The following is a 20,713-nucleotide window of genomic DNA, read 5'->3' on the forward strand; positions in this document are numbered from 1 at the left end:
GAGCGAGCCTGCGACCGGGCATGGTTGGATGCGAAAGAAGGCACAGAAGCAGGCAGACAGTCATGCGTCCGGGCAGTGCCCCGAGCGACCGGCAGGCGGGAATCGTGAGGATCTTCGGGAAGGTACGGCATCGGCCCTCCGCCTCTTGGCGGCAGGCCACGGACCGCGCGTTCACGCTGATCGGCGACGGCCGGTACGAGGACGCCGGCGCGCTGTTGACGCGGGCGGCGGATCTTGAACCCTGGCTCTCGGAGTCCTGGTTCAATCTGGCGCTGCTGCACAAGTTCCGGCACGACTGGGAGCAGGCCCGCGCCGCGGGGCTGCGGGCGGTCGCGTTGCTGGACAAGGAGACGGGCGCTCCGGACTGGTGGAACGTCGGCATCGCCGCCACCGCCCTCCAGGACTGGCCGCTGGCCCGCCGCGCCTGGCAGGCGTACGGCCTGAAGGTCCCCGGAGCGGCCGCGGCGAACGGCGAGCCCGTCGGCATGGACCTGGGCAGCGCCGCGGTGCGGCTCTCGCCGGAGGGCGAGGCCGAGGTGGTGTGGGGCCGCAGGCTCGACCCGGCCCGGATAGAGGTGCTCTCCATCCCGCTGCCGTCGTCCGGGCGGCGCTGGGGGGAGGTCGTGCTGCACGACGGCGTCCCGAACGGTGAGCGCACCACGACCGCGGGTCCGTCCTTCCCGGTCTTCGACGAGATCGAGCTCTGGGCGCCCTCTCCCGTCCCGACCTGGGTGGTCCTTCTGGAGGCGGCGACGGAGACCGACCGGGACGCCCTGGAGCGGCTGGCGGCGGACGCCGGATTCGCCGCGGAGGACTGGTCCTCGTCCGTGCGGCTGCTGTGCCGGGCCTGTTCCGAGGGAAGCATGCCGAGCGCGGAGGGCGAGGGGGAGCACCTCGATCCGCACGACCACAGCGAGCCGGGCCACCCCGGGCCGCTGGGGCACCGTACGGGCGGCGATCTCTGGTCGCCGGAGCGCGAGTGCGGCATAGCGGCGCCCGCCGGACTGGTACGGGGCCTGCTCGACGGCTGGGTCGCGGACAGCCCGGACTCCCGGGAGTGGCGGGATCTCGAGGAAGTCTGCTGACGACTGCCCGTAGGCTGTACGGACACGTGAGTGACCGGGCATCGGGCCATGGTCGGGTACTGAGAAGGGCGCAGAGGCTGACATGGCGTCGCAGCAGTCGCAGCAGGGGACGGACCAGCGGGTCGACGAGGAGGGCTTCCTCGTGGACACGGAGAACTGCGAGGAGCGTGAGCTGGCGTACCGCGAGCGCGGCACGTCGCGCCCGATCACGGTCGTCGGGAACCCCGTGCTCCACAAGGAGTGCAAGGACGTCACCGAGTTCGACGACAAGCTCGCCGCCCTCATCGACGACATGTTCGCCAGCCAGAAGACGGCTGAGGGCGTGGGGCTGGCCGCCAACCAGATCGGCGTCGACCTGAAGGTGTTCGTCTACGACTGCCCGGACGACGAGGGTGTGCGGCACACCGGTGTGGTCTGCAACCCGGTCCTGGAGGAACTGCCGCCGGAGGAGCGCGTCCTCGACGACTCCAACGAGGGCTGCCTCTCCGTGCCGACCGCGTACGCCTCGCTGGCCCGTCCCGACTACGCGGTGGTCCGCGGTCAGGACGCGCAGGGGAATCCGATCAAGGTGCGTGGCACCGGCTACTTCGCCCGCTGCCTGCAGCACGAGACCGATCACCTGTACGGGTACCTGTACATCGACCGACTCTCCAAGCGTGAGCGCAAGGACGCGCTGCGGCAGATGGCGGAGGGCACGCCGCGTTACGAGGTCGTCCCCAACGACTGATCCCGCGCACCACCCCGCCGGCCCCGCTCACCGCGAGCGGGGCCGTCGCTGTTCACGCAGGCGTCATTGGGCGGACAAATGACGCCTGCTCAGGCGTGGTTGACGCGCGTGGAACGGCCCGCCAGTCTCTGTGGTTGCACCGTCCCCACCCGGTATGGAGGCTCGATGTTCAGACGTACCGCACGACTGCTGCTCTCTGTTGTCATGCTCATGGTTGCCGGTCTGGGCGGGGTCGTCGCGACCGCCGGGAGCGCGCAGGCCGACGACTGCTACACCTGGTCGCGCACCCTGTCCCAGGGGGCTTCCGGTTCCGACGTCAGCCAGCTCCAGATCCGCATGTCCGGCTACCCGGGCTACGGCGCCGTGCTCGCCGTCGACGGCTCCTACGGGCCCGCCACCACCGCCGCCGTCAAGCGCTTCCAGTCCGCCTACGGCCTCGCCGCCGACGGCGTCGCAGGTCCCGCCACCTTCAGCAAGATCTACGCCCTCCAGGACAGCGACTGCACACCGGCCCACTTCAGCTACGCCGAACTCAACCGCTGCAACTCCGACTGGTCCGGTGGCGCGGTGAGCGCGGCGACCGCCAAGGCCAACGCGCTGCGGACGATGTGGAAGCTGGAGGCCCTGCGACACGCCCTGGGCGACCAGCCCATCAACGTGACCAGCGGATTCCGGTCGTACTCGTGCAACAGCGCGGTCGGCGGCGCATCCAGCAGCCGCCACCTCTACGGCGACGCGGCCGACCTGGGCGCCGGACCGCACTCGCTGTGCAAGCTGGCCCAGCAGGCCCGCAACCACGGCTTCAACGGGATCCTCGGCCCGGGCTATCCCGGCCACAACGACCACACTCACGTCGATCACCGCGGCAGCCGCTACTGGTCCGCACCCAGCTGCGGCATCTGAGGCACCAAAGCCCGAAGCGGCCCGTGCCTCCCCCCGTGAGAGACGCGGGCCGCTGCTTCTCGAGCGACGATCGGACGATCAGAAGTCGTCGTCGAACGCGACCGACCCCTCGACCGCTACCTGGTAGGCGGACGGGCGGCGCTCGAAGAAGTTCGTCAGCTCCTGGACCCCCTGCAACTCCATGAAGGAGAACGGGTTCTGCGAGCCGTACACCGGGGCGAAACCGAGGCGGGTGAGCCGCTGGTCGGCGACGCACTGGAGGTATTCGCGCATCGACTCGGTGTTCATGCCCGGCAGTCCCTCGCCGCACAGGTCACGGCCGAACTGGAGCTCCGCCTCGACCGCTTCCTTCAGCATGTCGGTGACCTGCTGCCGCAGTTCGTCGTCGAAGAGCTCCGGCTCCTCCTTGCGGACCGTGTCCACGACCTCGAAGGCGAAGTTCATGTGCATCGTCTCGTCCCTGAACACCCAGTTGGTGCCGGTGGCCAGACCGTGCAGCAGACCGCGGGAGCGGAACCAGTAGACGTACGCGAAGGCGCCGTAGAAGAACAGGCCCTCGATGCACGCCGCGAAGCAGATCAGGTTGAGCAGGAAGCGGCGGCGGTCCGCCCGGGACTCGAGACGGTCGATGCTCTCGACCGAGTCCATCCACTTGAAGCAGAACGATGCCTTCTCCCTGATGGACGGGATGTTCTCGACCGCCGCGAAGGCCGCCGCCCGGTCCTCGGGGTCGGGGAGATAGGTGTCGAGCAGCGTCAGATAGAACTGGACGTGCACGGCCTCCTCGAACAGCTGCCGCGACAGATACAGCCGCGCCTCGGGGGAGTTGATGTGCTTGTAGAGCGTCAGCACGAGGTTGTTCGCCACGATCGAGTCACCCGTCGCGAAGAACGCGACCAGCCGGCCGATCATGTGCTGCTCACCCGGGGAGAGCTTTGCGAGGTCGGCCACGTCCGAGTGCAGGTCGACCTCCTCCACGGTCCAGGTGTTCTTGATGGCGTCCCGGTAGCGCTCGTAGAAGTCCGGGTAGCGCATGGGCCGGAGAGTCAGCTCGAAGCCCGGGTCGAGAAGGTTCTTGGTGGTGGAGCTCATTACTGGCAGGCCTCGCAGGACTCGGGGTTTTCCAGGGAGCAGGCGACGGCATCCTCGGGCGTCACCTGTGCGGGGACCGGGACGGCCGCCGACGCGGCGCGCGCGATCCGGGTCGCCGGGCGCGAGCGCAGGTAGTACGTGGTCTTCAGGCCCTGCTTCCAGGCGTACGCGTACATCGAGCTGAGCTTGCCGATCGTCGGCGTCTCGAGGAACAGGTTCAGCGACTGGCTCTGGTCCAGGAACGGCGTACGGGCGGCCGCCATGTCGATCAGGCCGCGCTGCGGGATCTCCCAGGCGGTGCGGTACAGCGCACGGATCTCCTCCGGCACCCAGGTGAAGCCCTGCACCGAGCCGCTCGCCTCGCGCAGCGCCTCCCGCGTCTGCGCGTCCCAGACGCCCAGCCGCTTCAGGTCGTCCACCAGGTAGGAGTTCACCTGGAGGAACTCGCCGCTGAGCGTCTCGCGCTTGAACAGGTTGGAGACCTGCGGCTCGATGCACTCGTAGACACCGGCGATCGAGGCGATGGTCGCGGTCGGCGCGATGGCGAGGAGCAGCGAGTTGCGCATGCCGACATCGGCGATCCGGGCACGCAGCGCCTCCCAGCGCTCCGGCCAGTTCAGCGTCGTGTCGTAGTGGTCGGGATGCAGCACGCCGCGTGCCGTGCGGGTCCCTGCCCAGGCCGGCAGCGGACCGTTGCGCTCCGCGAGGTCGCACGAGGCCTCGTAGGCCGCCAGCATGATCCGCTCGGCGATCTTCGTGGAAAGGGCCCTGGCCTCCGCCGAGTCGAAGGGCAGCCGCAGCTTGAAGAAGACGTCCTGCAGACCCATCGCGCCCAGGCCGACCGGGCGCCACCTGGCATTGGACCGCCCGGCCTGCTCCGTCGGATAGAAGTTGATGTCGACGACGCGGTCGAGGAAGGTGACGGCCGTGCGGACGGTGGCGTCCAGCCGCTCCCAGTCGATGCCGTCGCCGCTGACGAACGCGCCGAGGTTCACGGAGCCGAGGTTGCACACGGCCGTCTCGCCGTCGTCCGTGACCTCGAGGATCTCCGTACACAGGTTGGAGGAGTGCACGACCCGGCCCGGCTCCGCGGTCTGGTTCGCGGTGCGGTTGGACGCGTCCTTGAAGGTCATCCAGCCGTTGCCGGTCTGGGCGAGGGTGCGCATCATCCGGCCGTAGAGGTCGCGCGCGGGAACGGACCTGCGGGCCAGTCCCGCGGCTTCCGCCCGGCGGTAGGCCGCGTCGAAGGCGTCGCCCCACAGGTCGACCAGCTCCGGGACGTCGACCGGGGAGAACAGCGACCACTCGGCGTCCGCCTCGACGCGGCGCATGAACTCGTCGGGGATCCAGTGCGCCAGGTTCAGGTTGTGCGTACGGCGGGCGTCCTCACCGGTGTTGTCGCGCAGCTCGAGGAACTCCTCGATGTCCGCGTGCCAGGTCTCCAGGTAGACGGCGGCGGCGCCCTTGCGGCGGCCGCCCTGGTTCACCGCGGCGACCGAGGCGTCGAGGGTCTTCAGGAACGGGACGATGCCGTTGGAGTGCCCGTTGGTGCCGCGGATCAGCGAACCGCGGGCGCGGATACGGGAGTACGAGAGCCCGATGCCGCCCGCGTGCTTGGAAAGGCGCGCGACCTGGTGGTAGCGGTCGTAGATCGAGTCGAGTTCGTCCAGCGGCGAGTCCAGCAGGTAGCAGGACGACATCTGGGGGTGGCGGGTGCCGGAGTTGAAGAGGGTGGGGGAGGAGGGGAGGTAGTCCAGCCGGCTCATCAGGCGGTACAGCGCCGCGACCTCCTCCAGGGCGCGCGGAGAGTCGTCCTCGGCGAGCCCGCAGGCGACGCGGAGCATGAAGTGCTGGGGTGTCTCGATGACCTGGCGGGTGATCGGGTGACGCAGCAGGTAGCGGCTGTAGAGGGTGCGCAGGCCGAAGTAGCCGAAGCGGTCGTCCGCTTCGAGGTCGATCAGCGCGTCGAGCCGCGCGGCGTGCAGGGCCACGAAGGCCGCCGTGCGGTCGGCGATCAGTTGCTCGCGGTGGCCGGTGGCGACCGAGGCGGTGAACGAGGTAGCGCCCTGCCCGGCCGCCTCTTCGGCGATCGTGCGGGTCAGCAGACGTGCGGCGAGCCGGGAGTAGGCGGGGTCGTCCGAGATGAGGCCCGCGGCCGCTTCGGCGGCGAGGGAGTGCAGCTCTGCCCTGTCGGACCCGGCGTTGCGGCCGCGCAGCGCGGCGGCGGCGACCTTGCCCGGGTCGGTGTCGGGCAGGTCCGCCGTCAGGTCCGTCAAGGTCCGCAGCAGCGCGGTCCCGGGGCCGTCGTTCTCCGTCGCTGAGACCGGATCGGCTGGCGCGATGGTCATGTGATGCTCTCCCTCGCTCGGCTCTGGGCCGGCGGAGGGGGCGGGCCGTGGCACGCGTGACTGGGCAGCACGGCGCACGGCGTCCACCGGCCCAACCGCGAGGCCCGGACGTCTGGGCATCCGGATCGGTCGAACCGGATGCGCCGTCGACAGGTCCTCGGACTCGAACGGGTACGGCAAAGCGCACCGGATCACACCGTTGCGGGACAGTTCCGGATTCGCACCGGATTCCCCTGTGGCGACAGCGAGATGAGCATACATGTGGGGGCGGGCTGCTGCGCCTGCCCCTACATCTTGTGTCGGGGGGTCTCGTGGAGCTCCAGCGCGTACGTCAGCAGCGAAACGAGGCCCGGGACCGGTTCCCAGTCCCGTTCCGGTGTACGCACGAACCCCAGCCGGTCGTAGATGCGGTGCGCCGCGTACATCGTGGGCTGTGTCGACAGCACCAGCCGTACGCACCCCGGGGTGGCCCTCGCCCGTTCCACGCAGGCGCGCACCAGGGCTTCGCCGGTGCCGCGGCCGCGTGCCCGGGCGTCCACGGCGAGCATCCGGAACTCGGCCTCGCCGGGTCCCGCGATGTCGGCGAACGGCCCGCCGGCCGGGACGAACGCCACACCGCCGAGCAGCGCGCCCTGCGCGTCGACGGCGACGTACACCTCCGCCTGCGCGTCGCGGCCCGCGACGTCGCGGAGCACCTCGATGTACGGGTCCTCCTGGCCGAGGGCCAGCAGCCCGCCGTCGAGATAGGCGCGGGCGGTCAACTCGCCGAGTGCCGTGTGCTCCTCGGGTTCTATTCTCCTGATTCCGATGTCCATGCCCGGCAGTGTGCATCAGCGCACGGCGAAGGGCCGCCGCATTTCCCGGGCGGGGAGGTGCCCCGGACGGGAGACGCGACGGCCCTTGGACGCCCGACCGGTCAGTGACCGCCGGGAGCGCCCGCCGTGGCCGGCGGCAGCTCCACCTTGACGCCCGGGTCGCCCGCGTCCGCCGTGTAGTCGGACGGGCTGGTCTCGTCGATGCCGTCGGGGGCCTTGGCCGCCCGCAGGACGAAGGTGAGAACCACGGTGACCACGACGTTCAGCACGAACGCGGTGAGACCGATGTAGCCGATCTCGCCGATGCCCGGGATCTCCGCCGACGAGCCGCCGAAGTGCTTCTGGGTCGGGCTGGCCACACCGTACGCGGCGGCGGTGCCGTAGATCATGCCGACGGCCCAGCCGCCGATGAGCGCCCACCGGTGGAACCAGCGGGTGAACAGACCGCCCACCAGCGCCGGGAAGGTCTGGAGGATCCAGATGCCGCCCAGCAGCTGGAAGTTGATCGCGACCGTCTTGTCCATGGTGAGGACGAAGGCGAGCGCGCCGACCTTCACCAGCAGCGAGACCAGCTTGGAGACCTTGGTCTCCTGCGCCGGCGTCGCGTCGGGCTTGAGGAAGTCCTTGTAGATGTTCCGGGTGAACAGGTTCGCCGCGGCGATCGACATGATGGCCGCCGGGACGAGCGCGCCGATGCCGATGGCGGCGAAGGCGACGCCCGCGAACCAGTCGGGGAACATGTTCTCGAACAGCTGCGGGATCGCCAGCTGGCCGTTCTTGACGTTCACTCCGGCCGCGATCGCCATGAAGCCGAGCAGCGCCAGCAGGCCCAGCATCAGCGAGTACAGCGGCAGGATGGTGGTGTTGCGGCGGATCACCTCACGGCTGCGCGAGGAGAGCGTGGCCGTGATCGAGTGCGGATACATGAAGAGCGCGAGCGCCGAACCGAGCGCCAGCGTGGCGTAGCCCCACTGGCCCAGCTCGCCGGGCACCAGAGCGCCGTTGGGCTTGTCGGTGGCCGGGTTGATCTGCGCGAACTTCTCGCCGGCGCTGGCGAAGATCTCGTCGAAGCCGCCGAGTTTGATCGGGATGTAGATGATCGCCACCGCGATGACGATGTAGATCAGCGTGTCCTTGACGAAGGCGATGAGCGCCGGGGCGCGCAGTCCGGAGGAGTACGTGTAGGCCGCGAGGACACCGAAGGCGATCAGCAACGGCAGGTCCTTGACGAACCAGTGCGTGGTCTCGCCGCCGCCCACGCCCATGACGTCCAGCACGGCCTGGATGCCGACCAGTTGGAGCGCGATGTACGGCATGGTGGCGAGGATGCCGGTGACGGCGACCGCCAGCGACAGGCCCCTGGACCCGAAGCGTCCGCGGACGAAGTCCGAGGTGGTGACGTATCCGTGCTTGTGCGACACCGACCACAGCCGCGGCAGGAAGGTGAAGATCAGCGGGTAGACGAGGATCGTGTACGGCACGGCGAAGAAGCCGGCCGCTCCGGCCGCGTAGATGGCCGCCGGGACGGCGACGAAGGTGTACGCGGTGTAGAGGTCGCCGCCGAGCAGGAACCAGGTCACCCAGGTGCCGAACGACCGGCCGCCGAGGCCCCATTCGTCGAGGCTGTTCTCGTTCTCGGCCTTGCGCCAGCGCGAGGCCAGGAAGCCCATGACCGTCACGGCCAGGAAGAAGAAGATGAAGACGGCGAGTGCGACGCCGTTCACGCCGTCCTTCATCGGGACGCACCCCCCTTGCGGGCGCGCTGGTCCCGCTGCCACAGCTTGTAGGCGATCATCGTCAGGGCCGTGGAGATCAGGACCCAGAGCATCTGGTACCAGTAGAAGAACGGCATGCCTATGAACGTGGGTTCGAGCTTCGCGTACGAACCGACCCAGAGCATCGCCACGAACGGGGCGACGAGGCAGAGGGCGATGATCACACGCACCGGTGTGACGACCGGCGCTTTCGCTTCGGGCGCTTCAGGCGCCTTCGGCGCCTCGGGCACTGCTGACATGCGGCTCCGTCCCCTTGCTGGTCACCTGTGTAATGGGCAGGAAATCTAGGCGAGCCGTTCGCGCCGAGTCACCCCCGGTCCGCATATCGGTACGGCAACGACTTTCGGCCGGTGGGGGCAAAACGTGACATGGCACCGCAACAGGTTGCGGTGCCATGCGGCCGGAAGAGGGAACCGGGGTCAGCCGTTGGGGCGCTGGAGCCTCGCGACGAACTTGTAGCGGTCGCCGCGGTAGACGGAGCGGACCCACTCCACCGGCTCTCCCTGGGCGTCCAGCGAGTGGCGGGAGAGCATCAGCATCGGCAGGCCGACGTCCGTGCCGAGCAGGCCGGCTTCGCGCGGGGTGGCCAGCGAGGTCTCGATGGTCTCCTCCGCCTCCGCGAGATGGACGTCGTAGACCTCCGCCAGCGCGGTGTAGAGCGAGGTGTACTTGACCAGGCTGCGGCGCAGCGCCGGGAAGCGCTTGGCGGACAGGTGCGTGGTCTCGATGGCCATCGGCTCGCCGCTCGCCAGTCGCAGCCGCTCGATGCGCAGGACCCGGCCGCCGGCGGCGATGTCCAGCAGTCCGGCCAGGGTGTCGTCGGCTGTGACGTATCCGATGTCCAGCAGCTGAGACGTGGGCTCCAGTCCCTGCGCGCGCATGTCCTCGGTGTACGAGGTGAGCTGGAGCGCCTGGGAGACCTTGGGCTTGGCGACGAACGTGCCCTTGCCCTGGATGCGTTCGAGCCGGCCCTCGACGACCAGCTCCTGGAGCGCCTGGCGGACGGTGGTGCGGGAGGTGTCGAACTCGGCGGCCAGCGTCCGTTCCGGCGGTACCGGAGTGCCCGGCGGCAGGGTCTCCGTCATGTCGAGCAAGTGGCGCTTGAGCCGGTAGTACTTGGGCACGCGCGCGGTGCGGGTCTGTGCCCCGCCCTCGGCTTCTGTGCCGCCCCCGTCCATGGTCATGGCCCGCCTTCCCGACTGCTGTGCTCCTGCCGTCACCGGCTCCTCCGTCTGCTGCGGCTCACATGGTGGCACGGACCGGTAACGGGTCGTCGCCCTCCCTCAGGTGTCGGTCCGATAACGGACACGACAGCCCTTCTTATACACCCTTGACACCCCTAAAGGTCTAGGCCAAGCTCCCGGGTACTGGTCTAAACCATTAAAGATCAGGTCCCAGCCCCACGGCAGAATCTGGCGCGCGTCCGTCAAGTGCTGCGCGACTCCCGGGTGGTGGGGGGGTAACTCTTGCATCCCTTTGAGGAGGGTGGCGTGAAGCGCAAGCTCGTAGCAGCGGTGGGTGCGGTGGCCATGATGGCCTCGGTCGCGGCCTGTGGTTCCGACGGCGGCAGTGAATCGGCGAAGAGCCCGAAGGACCGCAAGGAGACGTTGACCGTCTGGCTGATGGTCGACGCCCAGTCGACCTGGCCCGAGCTGGTCAAGGACGTCAACGCGCAGTTCAACAAGAAGTACCCGGGTGTGAAGGTCGACGTCCAGTACCAGCAGTGGGCGGACAAGGCCAAGAAGCTCGACACGGCCCTCGGTGGCGACAAGTTCCCCGACGTCGTCGAGCTCGGCAACACCGAGACGATGCAGTACATCCTCAACGGCGCCCTCGCGGAGATCGACCCGAAGAAGTACCAGAACTCCGACACCTGGATCCAGGGCCTGAAGGACACCTGCTCCTTCGAGGGCAAGCAGTTCTGCGTGCCTTACTACGCCGGCGCCCGTGTCGCCATCTACAACACCGAGATGCTCAAGAAGGGCGCGGGCGTCGACAAGCTGCCCGAGACCGAGGGCGAGCTCCTGGCGGCGATGGACAAGGTCTCGGCCGAGTACGGCAAGAAGGACAAGCGCTTCTCGTCCCTCTACCTGCCGGGCCGCTACTGGTACGCCGCCATGTCCTACGTGGCCGCCTACGACGGCAAGATCGCCGAGTACGACGAGGGCTCGAAGGAGTGGAAGGCCTCGCTCTCCTCCCCGGAGGCGCAGAAGGGCATCCAGCACTTCATCGACCTGGTCAAGAAGTACAACAAGGCCGACCAGACCAAGGACGAGCAGGACCACGCCAACGTGATGGCCAACGAGAAGGCCGCCCTTCTCTACGGCAACGGCTGGGAGTCCGGCTCCGTCATCGACGGAAAGAACAACGGCAACCCGAAGCTCGAGGGCAAGATCGTCACGGCCGGCATGCCCGGCCCGAACGGCAAGGCGCTGCCCTCCTTCATCGGCGGTTCCGACCTCGCGGTGACCAGCAAGTCGAAGGTCGCGGACCTGGGTGAGGAGTGGATCTCGCTCTTCACCAGCGAGAAGTCCATGGAGGTCCTCGCCGCCAAGAACATCCTTCCGAACAACACCAAGCAGCTGGAGCCGCTGAAGGTGAAGCCGGAGACCGCTCCGATCGCCAACGCCGTCCCGGACGCGTGGTTCACCCCGATCGCCCCGGGCTGGACCTCGATCGAGAAGGAGGAGGTCCTGGAGAACATGCTCCTGGCCATCCTCAAGGGTGACTCCGTGGAAGCGGCCACCAAGGCGGCCGACGCCAAGATCAACGAGCTGATCAACCAGGAGTCCTGACGGGCCTGGGGCGTCCCGGCGCCCCGCCGAGAAGCCCGAAGGGCTCTCCAGGCGGTGGGCGGGAACCGCACCACGCGGCTTCCGCCCCCGCCCTTTTCGGTGCAGAAGAACAAACGGAAGGTCAGCCACGTGACTGCCGCCGACACCAAGGCCGCCGGCCCGCCGGTACCCGTACCACGTGCCCCGAAAGGCGCCGGCCCCAGGCCGGCGCCCGACAAGGGGATCAGCGGCTCCGGCCGGAAGAAGCGGAAGAAGGGAGAGCTTCTCCCGTACCTGCTGATCCTCCCGGCGCTCGTAGCGGTCGCCGCGGTCTACGCCTTCCCGCTGGCGAAGACCGTGATCATGTCCTTCCAGGACATGGGGCGCAAGGAGCTGTGGACGGGCGAATCACCGCCCTGGGTCGGCTTCGAGCAGTTCACCAACATCCTGGGCGACGGCGAGTTCTGGTCCGTCACCGGCCGCACCGTCGTGTTCATGGTCGTCTGCGTGGGCCTGACCATGGGCATCGGTCTGCTGCTCGCCCTGTTGATGACCCGGCTGACCACGTGGGTGCGACTGGTGCTGACGGCGGCGCTCGTCGCGGCCTGGTCGATGCCCCTGATGGTCGCCGCCTCCATCTTCCGCTGGCTCTCCGACTCCGACTACGGCCTCATCAACACCCTGATAGCCAAGGTCGTGGGTGAGGACTTCCTCGGCCACAACTGGTTCCTCGACCCGAAGCAGGGCTTCGCCATCATCGCCCTGCTGGTGGTCTGGGGCGCCATCCCCTTCGTGGTCATCACCCTGTACGCGGCCCTCACCCAGGTGCCCAAGGAGCTCGAGGAGGCCGCCGCCCTCGACGGCGCGAACGCGCCCGCCGTGTTCCGCTTCGTCACCTGGCCGGTGATCCGTCCCGTCTTCACGATGGTCGCCACTCTCTCGGTGATCTGGGACTTCAACGTCTTCGGGCAGATCTGGCTGCTGCGCGGCAACAAGCCGGAGCCCGAGTACGAGACCCTCGGCCTCTACTCGTTCTCCAAGGCCTTCGAGTCCACCTCGTTCAGCCAGGGCACCGCGATCGCCCTGATCACCGTCCTGCTGCTGTCCGGTGTGGCCGTCTACTACCTGCGTCAGCTCATGAAGACAGGAGAGGTCGAATGAGCACCTCCACCGCTCCCTCCCCGGCCGGCGCCGGACAGGACCTGAGGCCGGACCGCAAGAAGTCCCGCCGGCACTACGACCTCATCGGCCTGCTCACCGCCGTCCTGATGGCCTTTCCGGTGTACTGGCTCGTCATCAGCGCCCTGCGGCCCAACCATGAGATCCGGTCCTACGACCAGACGCTCTGGCCCTCGTCCCTGACCTTCGACAACTTCGCGCGGGCGGTGAAGCAGGAGAACTTCGCCACCGCCGTCCAGTCGAGTCTCATCGTCTCGGTCACCGCGGTGGTCGGCGGAATGATCATCGCCACCCTGGCCGCCCTGGCCATCGGCCGATTCCGCTTCTTCGGCCGCAAGGCGCTGCTGATGGTGCTGATCCTCGTCCAGATGCTGCCGCCGACCGCGATGCTCATCCCCATCTACGCGCAGCTCAACGCCATCGGCGGGCTCGACGAGTACTGGGGCCTGATCGTCGTCTACCTGGTCTCCACGCTGCCGTTCGCGATCGTCATGATCCGCGGGTTCGTGGTGAACATCCCGGTGGAGCTCGAGGAGTCCGCGATGGTGGACGGCTGCACCCGCATGGGAGCCTTCCGCCGCGTGATCTTCCCGCTGCTCGCCCCCGGCCTCGCCGCGGCTTCCATCTTCGCCCTGGTCAACGCGTGGAACGAGTACCTCTTCGCGTACATCCTGATCAACGACAACTCCAAGTACACGCTCAACGTCTGGCTGATGACGTTCACCACGGAGCGGGGAACGGACTACGGCGCGCTGATGGCGGCCTCCACGCTCATCGCACTGCCCGTCGTCGTCTTCTTCATGATCATCCAGAAGAAGATGGCCGCAGGGCTCACCTCGGGCGCAGTGAAGGGATAACGCCACCTCATGACCACTCTGGTACGTGGCTCGTCAGGCACCCTGACCCGCGACGCGCTCACCATCCTCCAGCCCGGCTTCGTCGGCACCACCGCGCCCGACTGGCTGCTGCGGCGGATCGGTGAAGGGCTCTGCGCCGTCGGCCTGTTCGGCCGCAACATCACCTCGCCCGGCCAGCTCGCCGCGCTCACCGCCCGGTTGCGGGCGGAGCGCGACGACGTCCTGGTCGCCATCGACGAGGAGGGCGGTGACGTCACCCGGCTCGAGGTGCGCACCGGCTCCTCGTTCCCCGGCAACTACGCGCTGGGCATGGTCGACGACGTGGACCTCACCCGCGCCGTGGCACACGAGTTGGGCCGCCGGCTGGCCGAGTGCGGGGTGGACCTCAACTGGGCGCCGTCCGCCGACGTCAACTCCAACCCGGACAATCCGGTCATCGGGGTGCGCTCGTTCGGCGCCGACACCGCGCTGGCCGCCCGTCACACCGTCGCCTACGTCGAGGGCCTCCAGGCCGCCGGCGTCGCCGCGTGCACCAAGCACTTCCCCGGGCACGGCGACACCAACGTGGACTCGCACCACGCGGCGCCCCGTATCGATGTGGACCTCGACACGTTGCACGCCCGTGAGCTGGTGCCTTTCCGCGCGGCCATCGCGGCGGGTTCCAAAGCGGTGATGAGCGCGCATATCCTACTTCCCGCGCTCGACCCCGACCGTCCCGCGACGCTGAGCCCGCAGATCCTCACCGGTCTGCTGCGCGAGGAGCTGGGCTACCAGGGCCTGATCGTCACGGACGGCATGGAGATGCAGGCCATCTCGTCCACGTACGGCATCGAGCGCGGCTCGGTCCTCGCGATCGCCGCCGGTGCCGACGCTATTTGCGTCGGTGGCGGCCTGGCCGACGAGGGGACCGTACTGCGACTGCGCGACGCGTTGGTCGATGCGGTGCGGAACGGCGACCTGCCCGAGGAGCGGCTGGCCGACGCGGCGGCACGTGTGCGTGCCCTCGCGGACTGGACGCGGCGGGCCAGGGGGGCTGCAGCAGAGCCGGGCGCGGCTTCACAGGAGGGGACCGCGCCCGGCTCCGACATCGGTCTCGTCGCGGCGCGCCGCGCGGTGCGGGTCACTCCGGGCGGGCGGCCGTACGAGCCGGTCACCGAGGCCCCGTACGTGGCGGCCTTCACTCCCGTGGCCAACATCGCTGTCGGGGACGAGACTCCCTGGGGTGTGGCCGCGGAGCTGACGGCTCTGCTGCCCGGCACGGAGACCGGAACCTATGCCGACAAGGGCGATACGCCCGAGTTGGTGACAAATGTGCTGGAGACGGCGGCGGACCGTAGGATCGTCGCTGTGGTTCGCGACGTCCACCGCCACCCGTGGATGGCGAACGCCCTCGAGGCGCTCCTCGCGGCCCGTCCCGACACGATCGTGGTCGAGATGGGACTGAACCGGGCGGCACCCACGGGGGCCTTGCACATCGCCACCCATGGCGCGGCCCGCGTCTGCGGGCGCGCCGCCGCGGAGGTCATCGCCGGCCGCTGAGCCGGGAGTGGGCCTGCGTGGACCGTGCAGTGCCGGGCGGGCGCCGTAGCCGCCCGGCACCCTGAGCGCCACCTGGAGGCAACGGGCATGTCCGCCACGACGTCGGCCGAGCACGAGGAGCACCCGGGCCGGATCATGTCCGGCGAGATGGCACAGCAGTCGGCGGTCCTGCGGCGCATCCTCGACGAGGGTGCGCCGAGGATCCGGCAGGTGGCGTCGGCGATCGCGGCGAAGAAGCCGCGGTTCGTCCTGCTGACGGCGCGCGGCTCCTCCGACAACGCCGCGCTGTACGCGAAGTACCTGATCGAGATCCGTCTCGGCCTGCCGTGCGGACTCACCTCCATGTCCACCACCACCGCCTACGGCGCCCGCCCCTCGCTCGCCGACGTCCTCGTGATCACCGTCAGCCAGTCCGGCGGTTCTCCCGACCTGGTGGCGTCCACGAAGGCGGCGCGGGAGGCCGGCGCGGTCACCCTGGCCGTGACCAACAACCCGGACTCGCCGCTGGCCGCGGTCTCCGAGTTCTCGATCGACATCATGGCCGGCCCGGAGAAGGCCCTTCCGGCCACCAAGACCTACACCGCCTCCCTGATGGCCCTCCACCTGCTGGTGGAGGGCCTGCGCGGTGGCGAGGCCCCGGCGGCCGGACGGCTGCCGGAGCTGGCCGGGAAGATCCTCGGCCGGCAGGACGAGGTACGCGCGCTGGCATCGCGTTACCGCTTCGCCGAGCGCATGGTCGTCACGTCGCGGGGCTACGGCTACCCGACGGCGAGGGAAGCGGCGCTCAAGCTCATGGAGACCAGCTACATCCCCGCGCTGGCGTACTCCGGCGCGGACCTGCTGCACGGGCCGCTCGCCATGGTCGACAACGTCTCCCCGGTGATCGCGGTGGTGCCGGACGGCAAGGGCGGCGAGGCGCTCCAGCCGGTGCTCGACCGGCTCCGCGGCCGTGGAGCGGACCTCTTCGTGGTGGGCCCGGCGCCCCAGGTCGAGGCCGCGTCCGCGGGCTTCGTACTGCCCACGGAGGGCGTGCCCGAAGAGCTCCAGCCGATTCTGGAGATCCTTCCGCTGCAACTGCTCGCGTACGAGGTGACCATCGCCCGCGGGCAGGACCCCGATGCGCCGAGAGCGCTGGCGAAGGTGACGGAGACACGCTGAGCCGGACCGAGCGGCGGGGGCCGTGATCGCGACGGGCGGGTGTGATGAGGGGCCCGCCCGTCGTCCACGACGGTGTATAAGTATGGTGGCGGAACTTAACTCGCCCCAGGCATGGACAGGGCCGAATGGTCTAGTCCACAATCGATACAGCACAAGCCTCCGCCCTCCCCGCACAGGAGGGTGGAACGAGGTCCCCGGCGCTCTCTGCCCTGACTGCGCCGAGACCTCCCACGGCCGACCGGGACCGCACACCCTTCGGCCGCGCAACTCCGGGCTGCGGTGCCGGACGGGTTGAGGGTCCCGTCGCGGCGCCGCGGCCCGCGGGTACCCTCGCTGACGTGCCCTCCATGAACGAACTCGTCCGCCAGCACACCGCTCTGAGTGAGTCAGACCTCGAGTGGCTCCATCTGCTGGTCTCGGAGTGGCAGCTGCTCTCCGACCTCTCCTTCGCCGACCTCGTGCTGTGGGTGCCCACCCGCGACGGCACGCGGTACGTCTCCGTCGCCCAGATGCGGCCGAACACCGGCCCCACCTCGTACCAGGACGACATGGTCGGCCACCTGGTGCCGCGCGGCCGGCGCCCACTGCTGGACGCCGCCCTGGACGAGGGGCGGATCGTGCGCGAGGGCGACCCGGAGTGGCGCGAGGAAGTGCCGGTGCGGGTCGAGTCCATCCCCGTACGCCGCGAGGGCCGTGTGCTCGGCGTCATCGCGCGCAACACGAACCTGCTCACCGTGCGTACCCCGTCACGGCTGGAGCTCACCTACCTCCAGTCCGCGTCCGACCTGGCGCAGATGATCGCCGCCGGCACGTTCCCGTTCCCCGGGGAACAGGTCGAGATGGACTCCTCCCCGCGTGCCGGTGACGGGCTGATCAGGCTCGACGCGGACGGCATCGTCCAGTACGCCAGCCCCAACGGACTCTCCGCGTACCACCGTCTCGGCCTGGCCTCCGACCTCGTCGGCCAGCACCTTGGCCAGGTCACCGCCGAACTGGCCCCCTCCCGCGGTCCGGTCGACGAGGCCCTGGTCAAGATCGCCAGTGGATACGCGCCGCGCGAGACCGAGGTGGAGGGCAACGGCGGAGTCATCCAGTTGAGGGCCATTCCCCTCAAGCCCAAGGGGGTACGCATCGGTTCTCTGGTGCTCCTGCGGGACGTGACCGAACTGCGCCGCCGCGAGCGGGAGTTGATCACCAAGGACGCGACCATCCGGGAGATCCACCACCGGGTGAAGAACAACCTCCAGACGGTGGCCGCGCTACTGCGCCTCCAGGCACGCCGGATGGACTCCGTGCGCGGCCGTGAGGCGCTCAACGAGGCGGTGCGGCGTGTGGGTTCGATCGCGATCGTGCATGAGACGCTGTCCCAGAATCTGGACGAGCGTGTGGAGTTCGACGACATCGCCGACCGCGTGATCGCGATGGTGGCGGAGATCTCACCCGGCAAGGTCGACTGCCGGCGCACCGGACGCTTCGGCATCCTCGACGCCGAGATCGCCACACCGCTGTCCATGGTGCTCACCGAGGTGCTGCAGAACGCCCTGGAACACGCCTTCTCACAAGGGGAGCAGGGTTCGGTGGAGGTCGCGGCCGTCCGTGGTGACGCGCGCACGGAGAACGCCCGGCTGCTGATCACCGTTCAGGACGACGGCCGCGGCCTGCCGGAGGGCTTCGACCCGCAGCGGACCGGCAACCTGGGATTGCAGATCGTACGCACCCTGGTCGAGGGGGAGTTGGGCGGGACGTTCGACATGGTCCCGGTCCCCGCGCCGGGGCGCGGCACACGGGTCGTGCTCGACATCCCTGTTCCGGACCGGCGTTAGGGCTCCCTGTTCAGGGACTCTGCTCAGGGACAGGCCGGCGGGCCGGCCCGGCTCGGGGCCGCGCCGGCGGCGTGCGGCCCGACGGGCACAGCGAAGAGCCCCGGGCCGTGTGACACGGTCCGGGGCTCGAAGCTCACGTGCTGCATTTGCGATGCGCATCGGGGGTACTGCGCGCTGCGGCTCGAAGGCGGTGAGTGCGTACTCGCTGTACGCGCCGCCGGGAGGCCGGTAGCAGGGGGCGTCAGGCGCTGGCGTTACGCGCCCGGTTGCGAGCGGCGCGGCGCTTCATCGCGCGGCGCTCGTCCTCGCTGAGGCCACCCCAGACGCCGGAGTCCTGGCCGGACTCGAGCGCCCACTGCAGGCACTGCTCCATGACGGGGCAGCGACGGCAGACGGCCTTGGCTTCCTCGATCTGCAGCAGCGCAGGACCGGTGTTGCCGATGGGGAAGAAGAGCTCGGGGTCTTCCTCGCGGCAAACGGCGTTGTGACGCCAGTCCATGGCTGCTACCTCTCCTTGGTATTACGTGCGGGTTGCTTGTGAATGTGAACGCTTTCACGAATCCCCCCGCAAGGGAAGGGCCGATCGCCAGCTTGCCCGGCGTTGGGTCCTGGATTCGTGGAGGGGTTCCGGCGGTCTGTGGGGCCGATGTTGCGGGCCGTCCCGATCGCCATGTAGAGATTCGCAAACCTCGGCGGCGGATACAACCCCTTCCGGAAAGTTTTTTTTGATTCCTCGGTGTCGACTAGGTCACAGCCGTACTTCTATGGGGTGGATCCCAGCCCGTACGTTCGAGATAAAGGACTTTCGGTCCTTCCGGTCACACAATCACACGCAGTGCACGGCGAACGCCTGTGAACGTCACGCTCGTGCGCAGCCCCAGGTGGTCACCGTCCATCTGGAAGGGCAGTGGGACCTTTGAATGCAAGGTGAAGTCGGTCTGGTCGTGAAGTGTGAGTGCGTGCTTTCCGCGCGGCCCGCGCTCCGGGCTGGAGGTGAGCAGCTGAGTGCCGTAACGCGCCACCGCGGGGGTCGACAGCTTCGACAGTCCGAGCACGTCGAGGGCGGTGTCGAAGGAGGCCTTCGGGGACGCGTACACCGGACGATTGCCCAGGTAGGTCCACGGGGAGGTGTTACAGACTATGGACAGCACCAGGTCCTCCACCGGGGCGGCGCCGGGCCGCTCCAGGGTGATGGTGCCGCGTCTGCGGTGCGGGTCGTCCAGGAACTGGCGCAGCACCTGGCGGACGTAAAGAGCGTGCGTCGACCGCTTGCCGCGTTCGCGGTGCTGTTCGACCCGGCCGACCACGCCGGCGTCGAAACCCAACCCGGCGCAGAAGGTGAACCAGCGCTGGGGGACGCCCTCGTCCTCCGTGTCGGGCGTGCCGGCCGCGAGACCCAGGCCGACCGTCTGCTCCGTCCGGTCGCGGAGCGCGTCCAGGATCGCGCCGGTCGCCTCGACGGCGTCGTTCGGCAGACCGAGAGCGCGGGCGAAGACGTTCGTCGAGCCGCCCGGGACGACCGCGAGGCGGGGGAGACCCTCCGGGTCGGGGCCGTTGTGCAGCAGGCCGTTGACCACCTCGTTGACCGTGCCGTCGCCGCCGAGGGCGACGACCAGGTCGATGTCGCTCGACTCCGCGGCCCGGCGGCCGAGGTCGCGGGCGTGGCCTCGGTACTCGGTGGTGACCGCCTCGATCTTCATCTCGCTCGCGAGCGCGTGGATCAGTACGTCGCGCGTGCGGGCACTGGTGGTGGTTGCTGCCGGATTGACCACGAGAAGTGCGCGCATGCGATGCAGCGTACCTACTGGGGGGTACCTGGCCCAGTCCGGGTTTCGGGGGCGGCCGGTGGGAGCGGGTGCCGGGTGGGTGTGCGGGCGGGTTCGGTGACGGCTGACGCGGCACGGGCGACGGCGGGTCCGCGTTTCGGGTGACGGCCGCCCTGTACGGGGTGACAGCTACCCTGCATGGGTGAGCAGTGACGACCAGACCTCCGCCCCCGGCCGCCCCACCCGACTGACCGCCGCGGCAGCGGTGTGCGCCGCCGAAGGGCTGGCGCTGGTCGTGGGCGGCGTGTACATGCTCGTGATGGGCCTGCTCGGCCGGCCCGACAGCCCCTCCCAGGCGGAGATGGGCGGCCTGACGCTGATGGCCCTCGGGGCGATCCCGCTGGCGGCGGCGCGAGGGCTGCTGCTGCAGCGCAGCTGGAGCCGCGGACCGGCGATCATCACCCAGCTGATCGGGATGATCCCCGCGTGGACGCTGCTGCGGGCGTCCGGCGCGCTGATTCCGCTGGGCGTGGTGCTGGCGGCGGTCGTGGTGACGGGCCTGGTGCTGCTGGTGAACCCGACGACGGCGCAGGCGCTGGGGATCCGTAGCCGCGCGTAGCCCTTGGGCGGGCGGCACGGTCGGGCGTGGCCAGGTTCGGTGGCGTGATGTCCCTGCGGGGCGGGGCCCGGCCCGGTTCGGTGGCGTGGCGTCCTTGGGCTCGGCCGCAGGCCCGTGGCTCGGTGGTGAGCGGGGCGGGGTCTCCGGAGGGGTGTCCGGAACGGCTGTCCTCACCGCGCTTCGCGGGAGTTGCGACGCTTTGCTTCCGGACACCCCCTCCTCCGACCCCGGCCCCTCACGTCCGGGCTTCCCG

18 protein-coding genes and 1 riboswitch are annotated in these 20,713 nt (G+C 69.4%); of the genes, 10 read left to right on the forward strand and 8 right to left on the reverse strand.

Annotated features, from left to right (window positions below; genetic code table 11):
- Positions 1 to 104: 104 nt before the first annotated feature.
- From ACIPJI_RS09580 to ACIPJI_RS09590, 3 genes are all read left to right on the forward strand, one after another.
- On the forward strand, positions 105 to 1,085 hold the full coding sequence (locus tag ACIPJI_RS09580) for a hypothetical protein (RefSeq protein WP_159687456.1): 981 nt from the start codon (positions 105 to 107) through the stop codon (positions 1,083 to 1,085).
- A gap of 82 nt (positions 1,086 to 1,167) precedes the next feature.
- A complete protein-coding gene (gene def / locus ACIPJI_RS09585) occupies positions 1,168 to 1,812 on the forward strand; it encodes a peptide deformylase (protein ID WP_307708201.1) in 645 nt (214 codons plus the stop codon).
- Between the two features lie 165 nt (positions 1,813 to 1,977).
- A complete protein-coding gene (locus ACIPJI_RS09590; protein WP_356621347.1) occupies positions 1,978 to 2,715 on the forward strand; it encodes a D-Ala-D-Ala carboxypeptidase family metallohydrolase in 738 nt (245 codons plus the stop codon).
- Between the two features lie 78 nt (positions 2,716 to 2,793).
- On the opposite strand, the gene ACIPJI_RS09595 is transcribed toward ACIPJI_RS09590, so the two are convergent.
- The 6 genes from ACIPJI_RS09595 to ACIPJI_RS09620 all read right to left on the reverse strand — a co-directional run bounded on the left by ACIPJI_RS09595 (position 2,794) and on the right by ACIPJI_RS09620 (position 9,929).
- Positions 2,794 to 3,807 (reverse strand): ribonucleotide-diphosphate reductase subunit beta, encoded by a 1,014-nt coding sequence (locus ACIPJI_RS09595; protein WP_307708203.1) that lies wholly within the window; start codon positions 3,805 to 3,807, stop codon positions 2,794 to 2,796.
- Complete coding sequence (locus tag ACIPJI_RS09600) at positions 3,807 to 6,155, reverse strand: ribonucleoside-diphosphate reductase subunit alpha (RefSeq protein ID WP_402245370.1); 2,349 nt, start codon at positions 6,153 to 6,155, stop codon at positions 3,807 to 3,809. The genes ACIPJI_RS09595 and ACIPJI_RS09600 overlap by 1 nt, the downstream gene beginning before the upstream one ends.
- Before the next feature lie 130 nt (positions 6,156 to 6,285).
- A riboswitch (cobalamin riboswitch) is annotated at positions 6,286 to 6,419 on the reverse strand.
- A gap of 23 nt (positions 6,420 to 6,442) precedes the next feature.
- Positions 6,443 to 6,970 carry a GNAT family N-acetyltransferase gene (locus ACIPJI_RS09605; protein ID WP_402245372.1) on the reverse strand — a complete coding sequence of 176 codons (528 nt, stop codon included), beginning with the start codon at positions 6,968 to 6,970 and terminating at the stop codon, positions 6,443 to 6,445.
- A 101-nt stretch (positions 6,971 to 7,071) separates the two neighbouring features.
- Positions 7,072 to 8,706 (reverse strand): monocarboxylate uptake permease MctP, encoded by a 1,635-nt coding sequence (gene mctP / locus ACIPJI_RS09610; RefSeq protein ID WP_307708205.1) that lies wholly within the window; start codon positions 8,704 to 8,706, stop codon positions 7,072 to 7,074.
- Positions 8,703 to 8,984 carry a DUF3311 domain-containing protein gene (locus ACIPJI_RS09615; protein WP_307708206.1) on the reverse strand — a complete coding sequence of 94 codons (282 nt, stop codon included), beginning with the start codon at positions 8,982 to 8,984 and terminating at the stop codon, positions 8,703 to 8,705. The genes mctP and ACIPJI_RS09615 overlap by 4 nt, the downstream gene beginning before the upstream one ends.
- A 180-nt stretch (positions 8,985 to 9,164) precedes the next feature.
- A complete protein-coding gene (locus ACIPJI_RS09620) occupies positions 9,165 to 9,929 on the reverse strand; it encodes a GntR family transcriptional regulator (protein WP_307710481.1) in 765 nt (254 codons plus the stop codon).
- A gap of 306 nt (positions 9,930 to 10,235) precedes the next feature.
- Here ACIPJI_RS09620 and ACIPJI_RS09625 point away from each other — a divergent pair, with 306 nt between their 5' ends.
- From ACIPJI_RS09625 to ACIPJI_RS09650, 6 genes are all read left to right on the forward strand, one after another.
- The gene (locus tag ACIPJI_RS09625) at positions 10,236 to 11,540 is read left to right on the forward strand and encodes a sugar ABC transporter substrate-binding protein (protein ID WP_402245375.1); all 1,305 of its coding nucleotides are present in this window, start codon (positions 10,236 to 10,238) and stop codon (positions 11,538 to 11,540) included.
- A gap of 129 nt (positions 11,541 to 11,669) precedes the next feature.
- Positions 11,670 to 12,680, forward strand: a complete 1,011-nt coding sequence (locus ACIPJI_RS09630; protein WP_356621352.1) for a sugar ABC transporter permease — start codon at positions 11,670 to 11,672, stop codon at positions 12,678 to 12,680.
- Positions 12,677 to 13,555 (forward strand): carbohydrate ABC transporter permease, encoded by an 879-nt coding sequence (locus ACIPJI_RS09635; protein ID WP_356621353.1) that lies wholly within the window; start codon positions 12,677 to 12,679, stop codon positions 13,553 to 13,555. Before ACIPJI_RS09630 ends, ACIPJI_RS09635 begins: the two co-directional genes overlap by 4 nt.
- 9 nt (positions 13,556 to 13,564) lie before the next feature.
- Positions 13,565 to 15,094: a glycoside hydrolase family 3 protein gene (locus tag ACIPJI_RS09640; RefSeq protein ID WP_402245377.1), complete on the forward strand. Its 1,530-nt coding sequence runs from the start codon at positions 13,565 to 13,567 to the stop codon at positions 15,092 to 15,094.
- Between the two features lie 87 nt (positions 15,095 to 15,181).
- Positions 15,182 to 16,252: an SIS domain-containing protein gene (locus ACIPJI_RS09645; RefSeq protein ID WP_402245379.1), complete on the forward strand. Its 1,071-nt coding sequence runs from the start codon at positions 15,182 to 15,184 to the stop codon at positions 16,250 to 16,252.
- A gap of 347 nt (positions 16,253 to 16,599) precedes the next feature.
- Positions 16,600 to 18,075, forward strand: a complete 1,476-nt coding sequence (locus ACIPJI_RS09650) for a PAS domain-containing sensor histidine kinase (RefSeq protein WP_307710482.1) — start codon at positions 16,600 to 16,602, stop codon at positions 18,073 to 18,075.
- Between the two features lie 241 nt (positions 18,076 to 18,316).
- Here the strand turns inward: ACIPJI_RS09650 and ACIPJI_RS09655 are convergent, their stop codons facing one another.
- Both ACIPJI_RS09655 and ACIPJI_RS09660 read right to left on the reverse strand, forming a co-directional pair.
- Positions 18,317 to 18,574 (reverse strand): WhiB family transcriptional regulator, encoded by a 258-nt coding sequence (locus tag ACIPJI_RS09655; RefSeq protein ID WP_003953983.1) that lies wholly within the window; start codon positions 18,572 to 18,574, stop codon positions 18,317 to 18,319.
- 319 nt (positions 18,575 to 18,893) lie between these two features.
- Complete coding sequence (locus tag ACIPJI_RS09660) at positions 18,894 to 19,862, reverse strand: diacylglycerol kinase family protein (protein WP_307708212.1); 969 nt, start codon at positions 19,860 to 19,862, stop codon at positions 18,894 to 18,896.
- 181 nt (positions 19,863 to 20,043) lie between these two features.
- Between ACIPJI_RS09660 and ACIPJI_RS09665 the strand changes: the two genes are divergently transcribed.
- Positions 20,044 to 20,460: a hypothetical protein gene (locus ACIPJI_RS09665; protein ID WP_356621356.1), complete on the forward strand. Its 417-nt coding sequence runs from the start codon at positions 20,044 to 20,046 to the stop codon at positions 20,458 to 20,460.
- The last annotated feature ends 253 nt before the right edge of the window (positions 20,461 to 20,713 follow it).

The sequence above is a fragment of the Streptomyces sp. NPDC086835 genome, assembly GCF_044745705.1.
Lineage (GTDB): Bacteria > Actinomycetota > Actinomycetes > Streptomycetales > Streptomycetaceae > Streptomyces.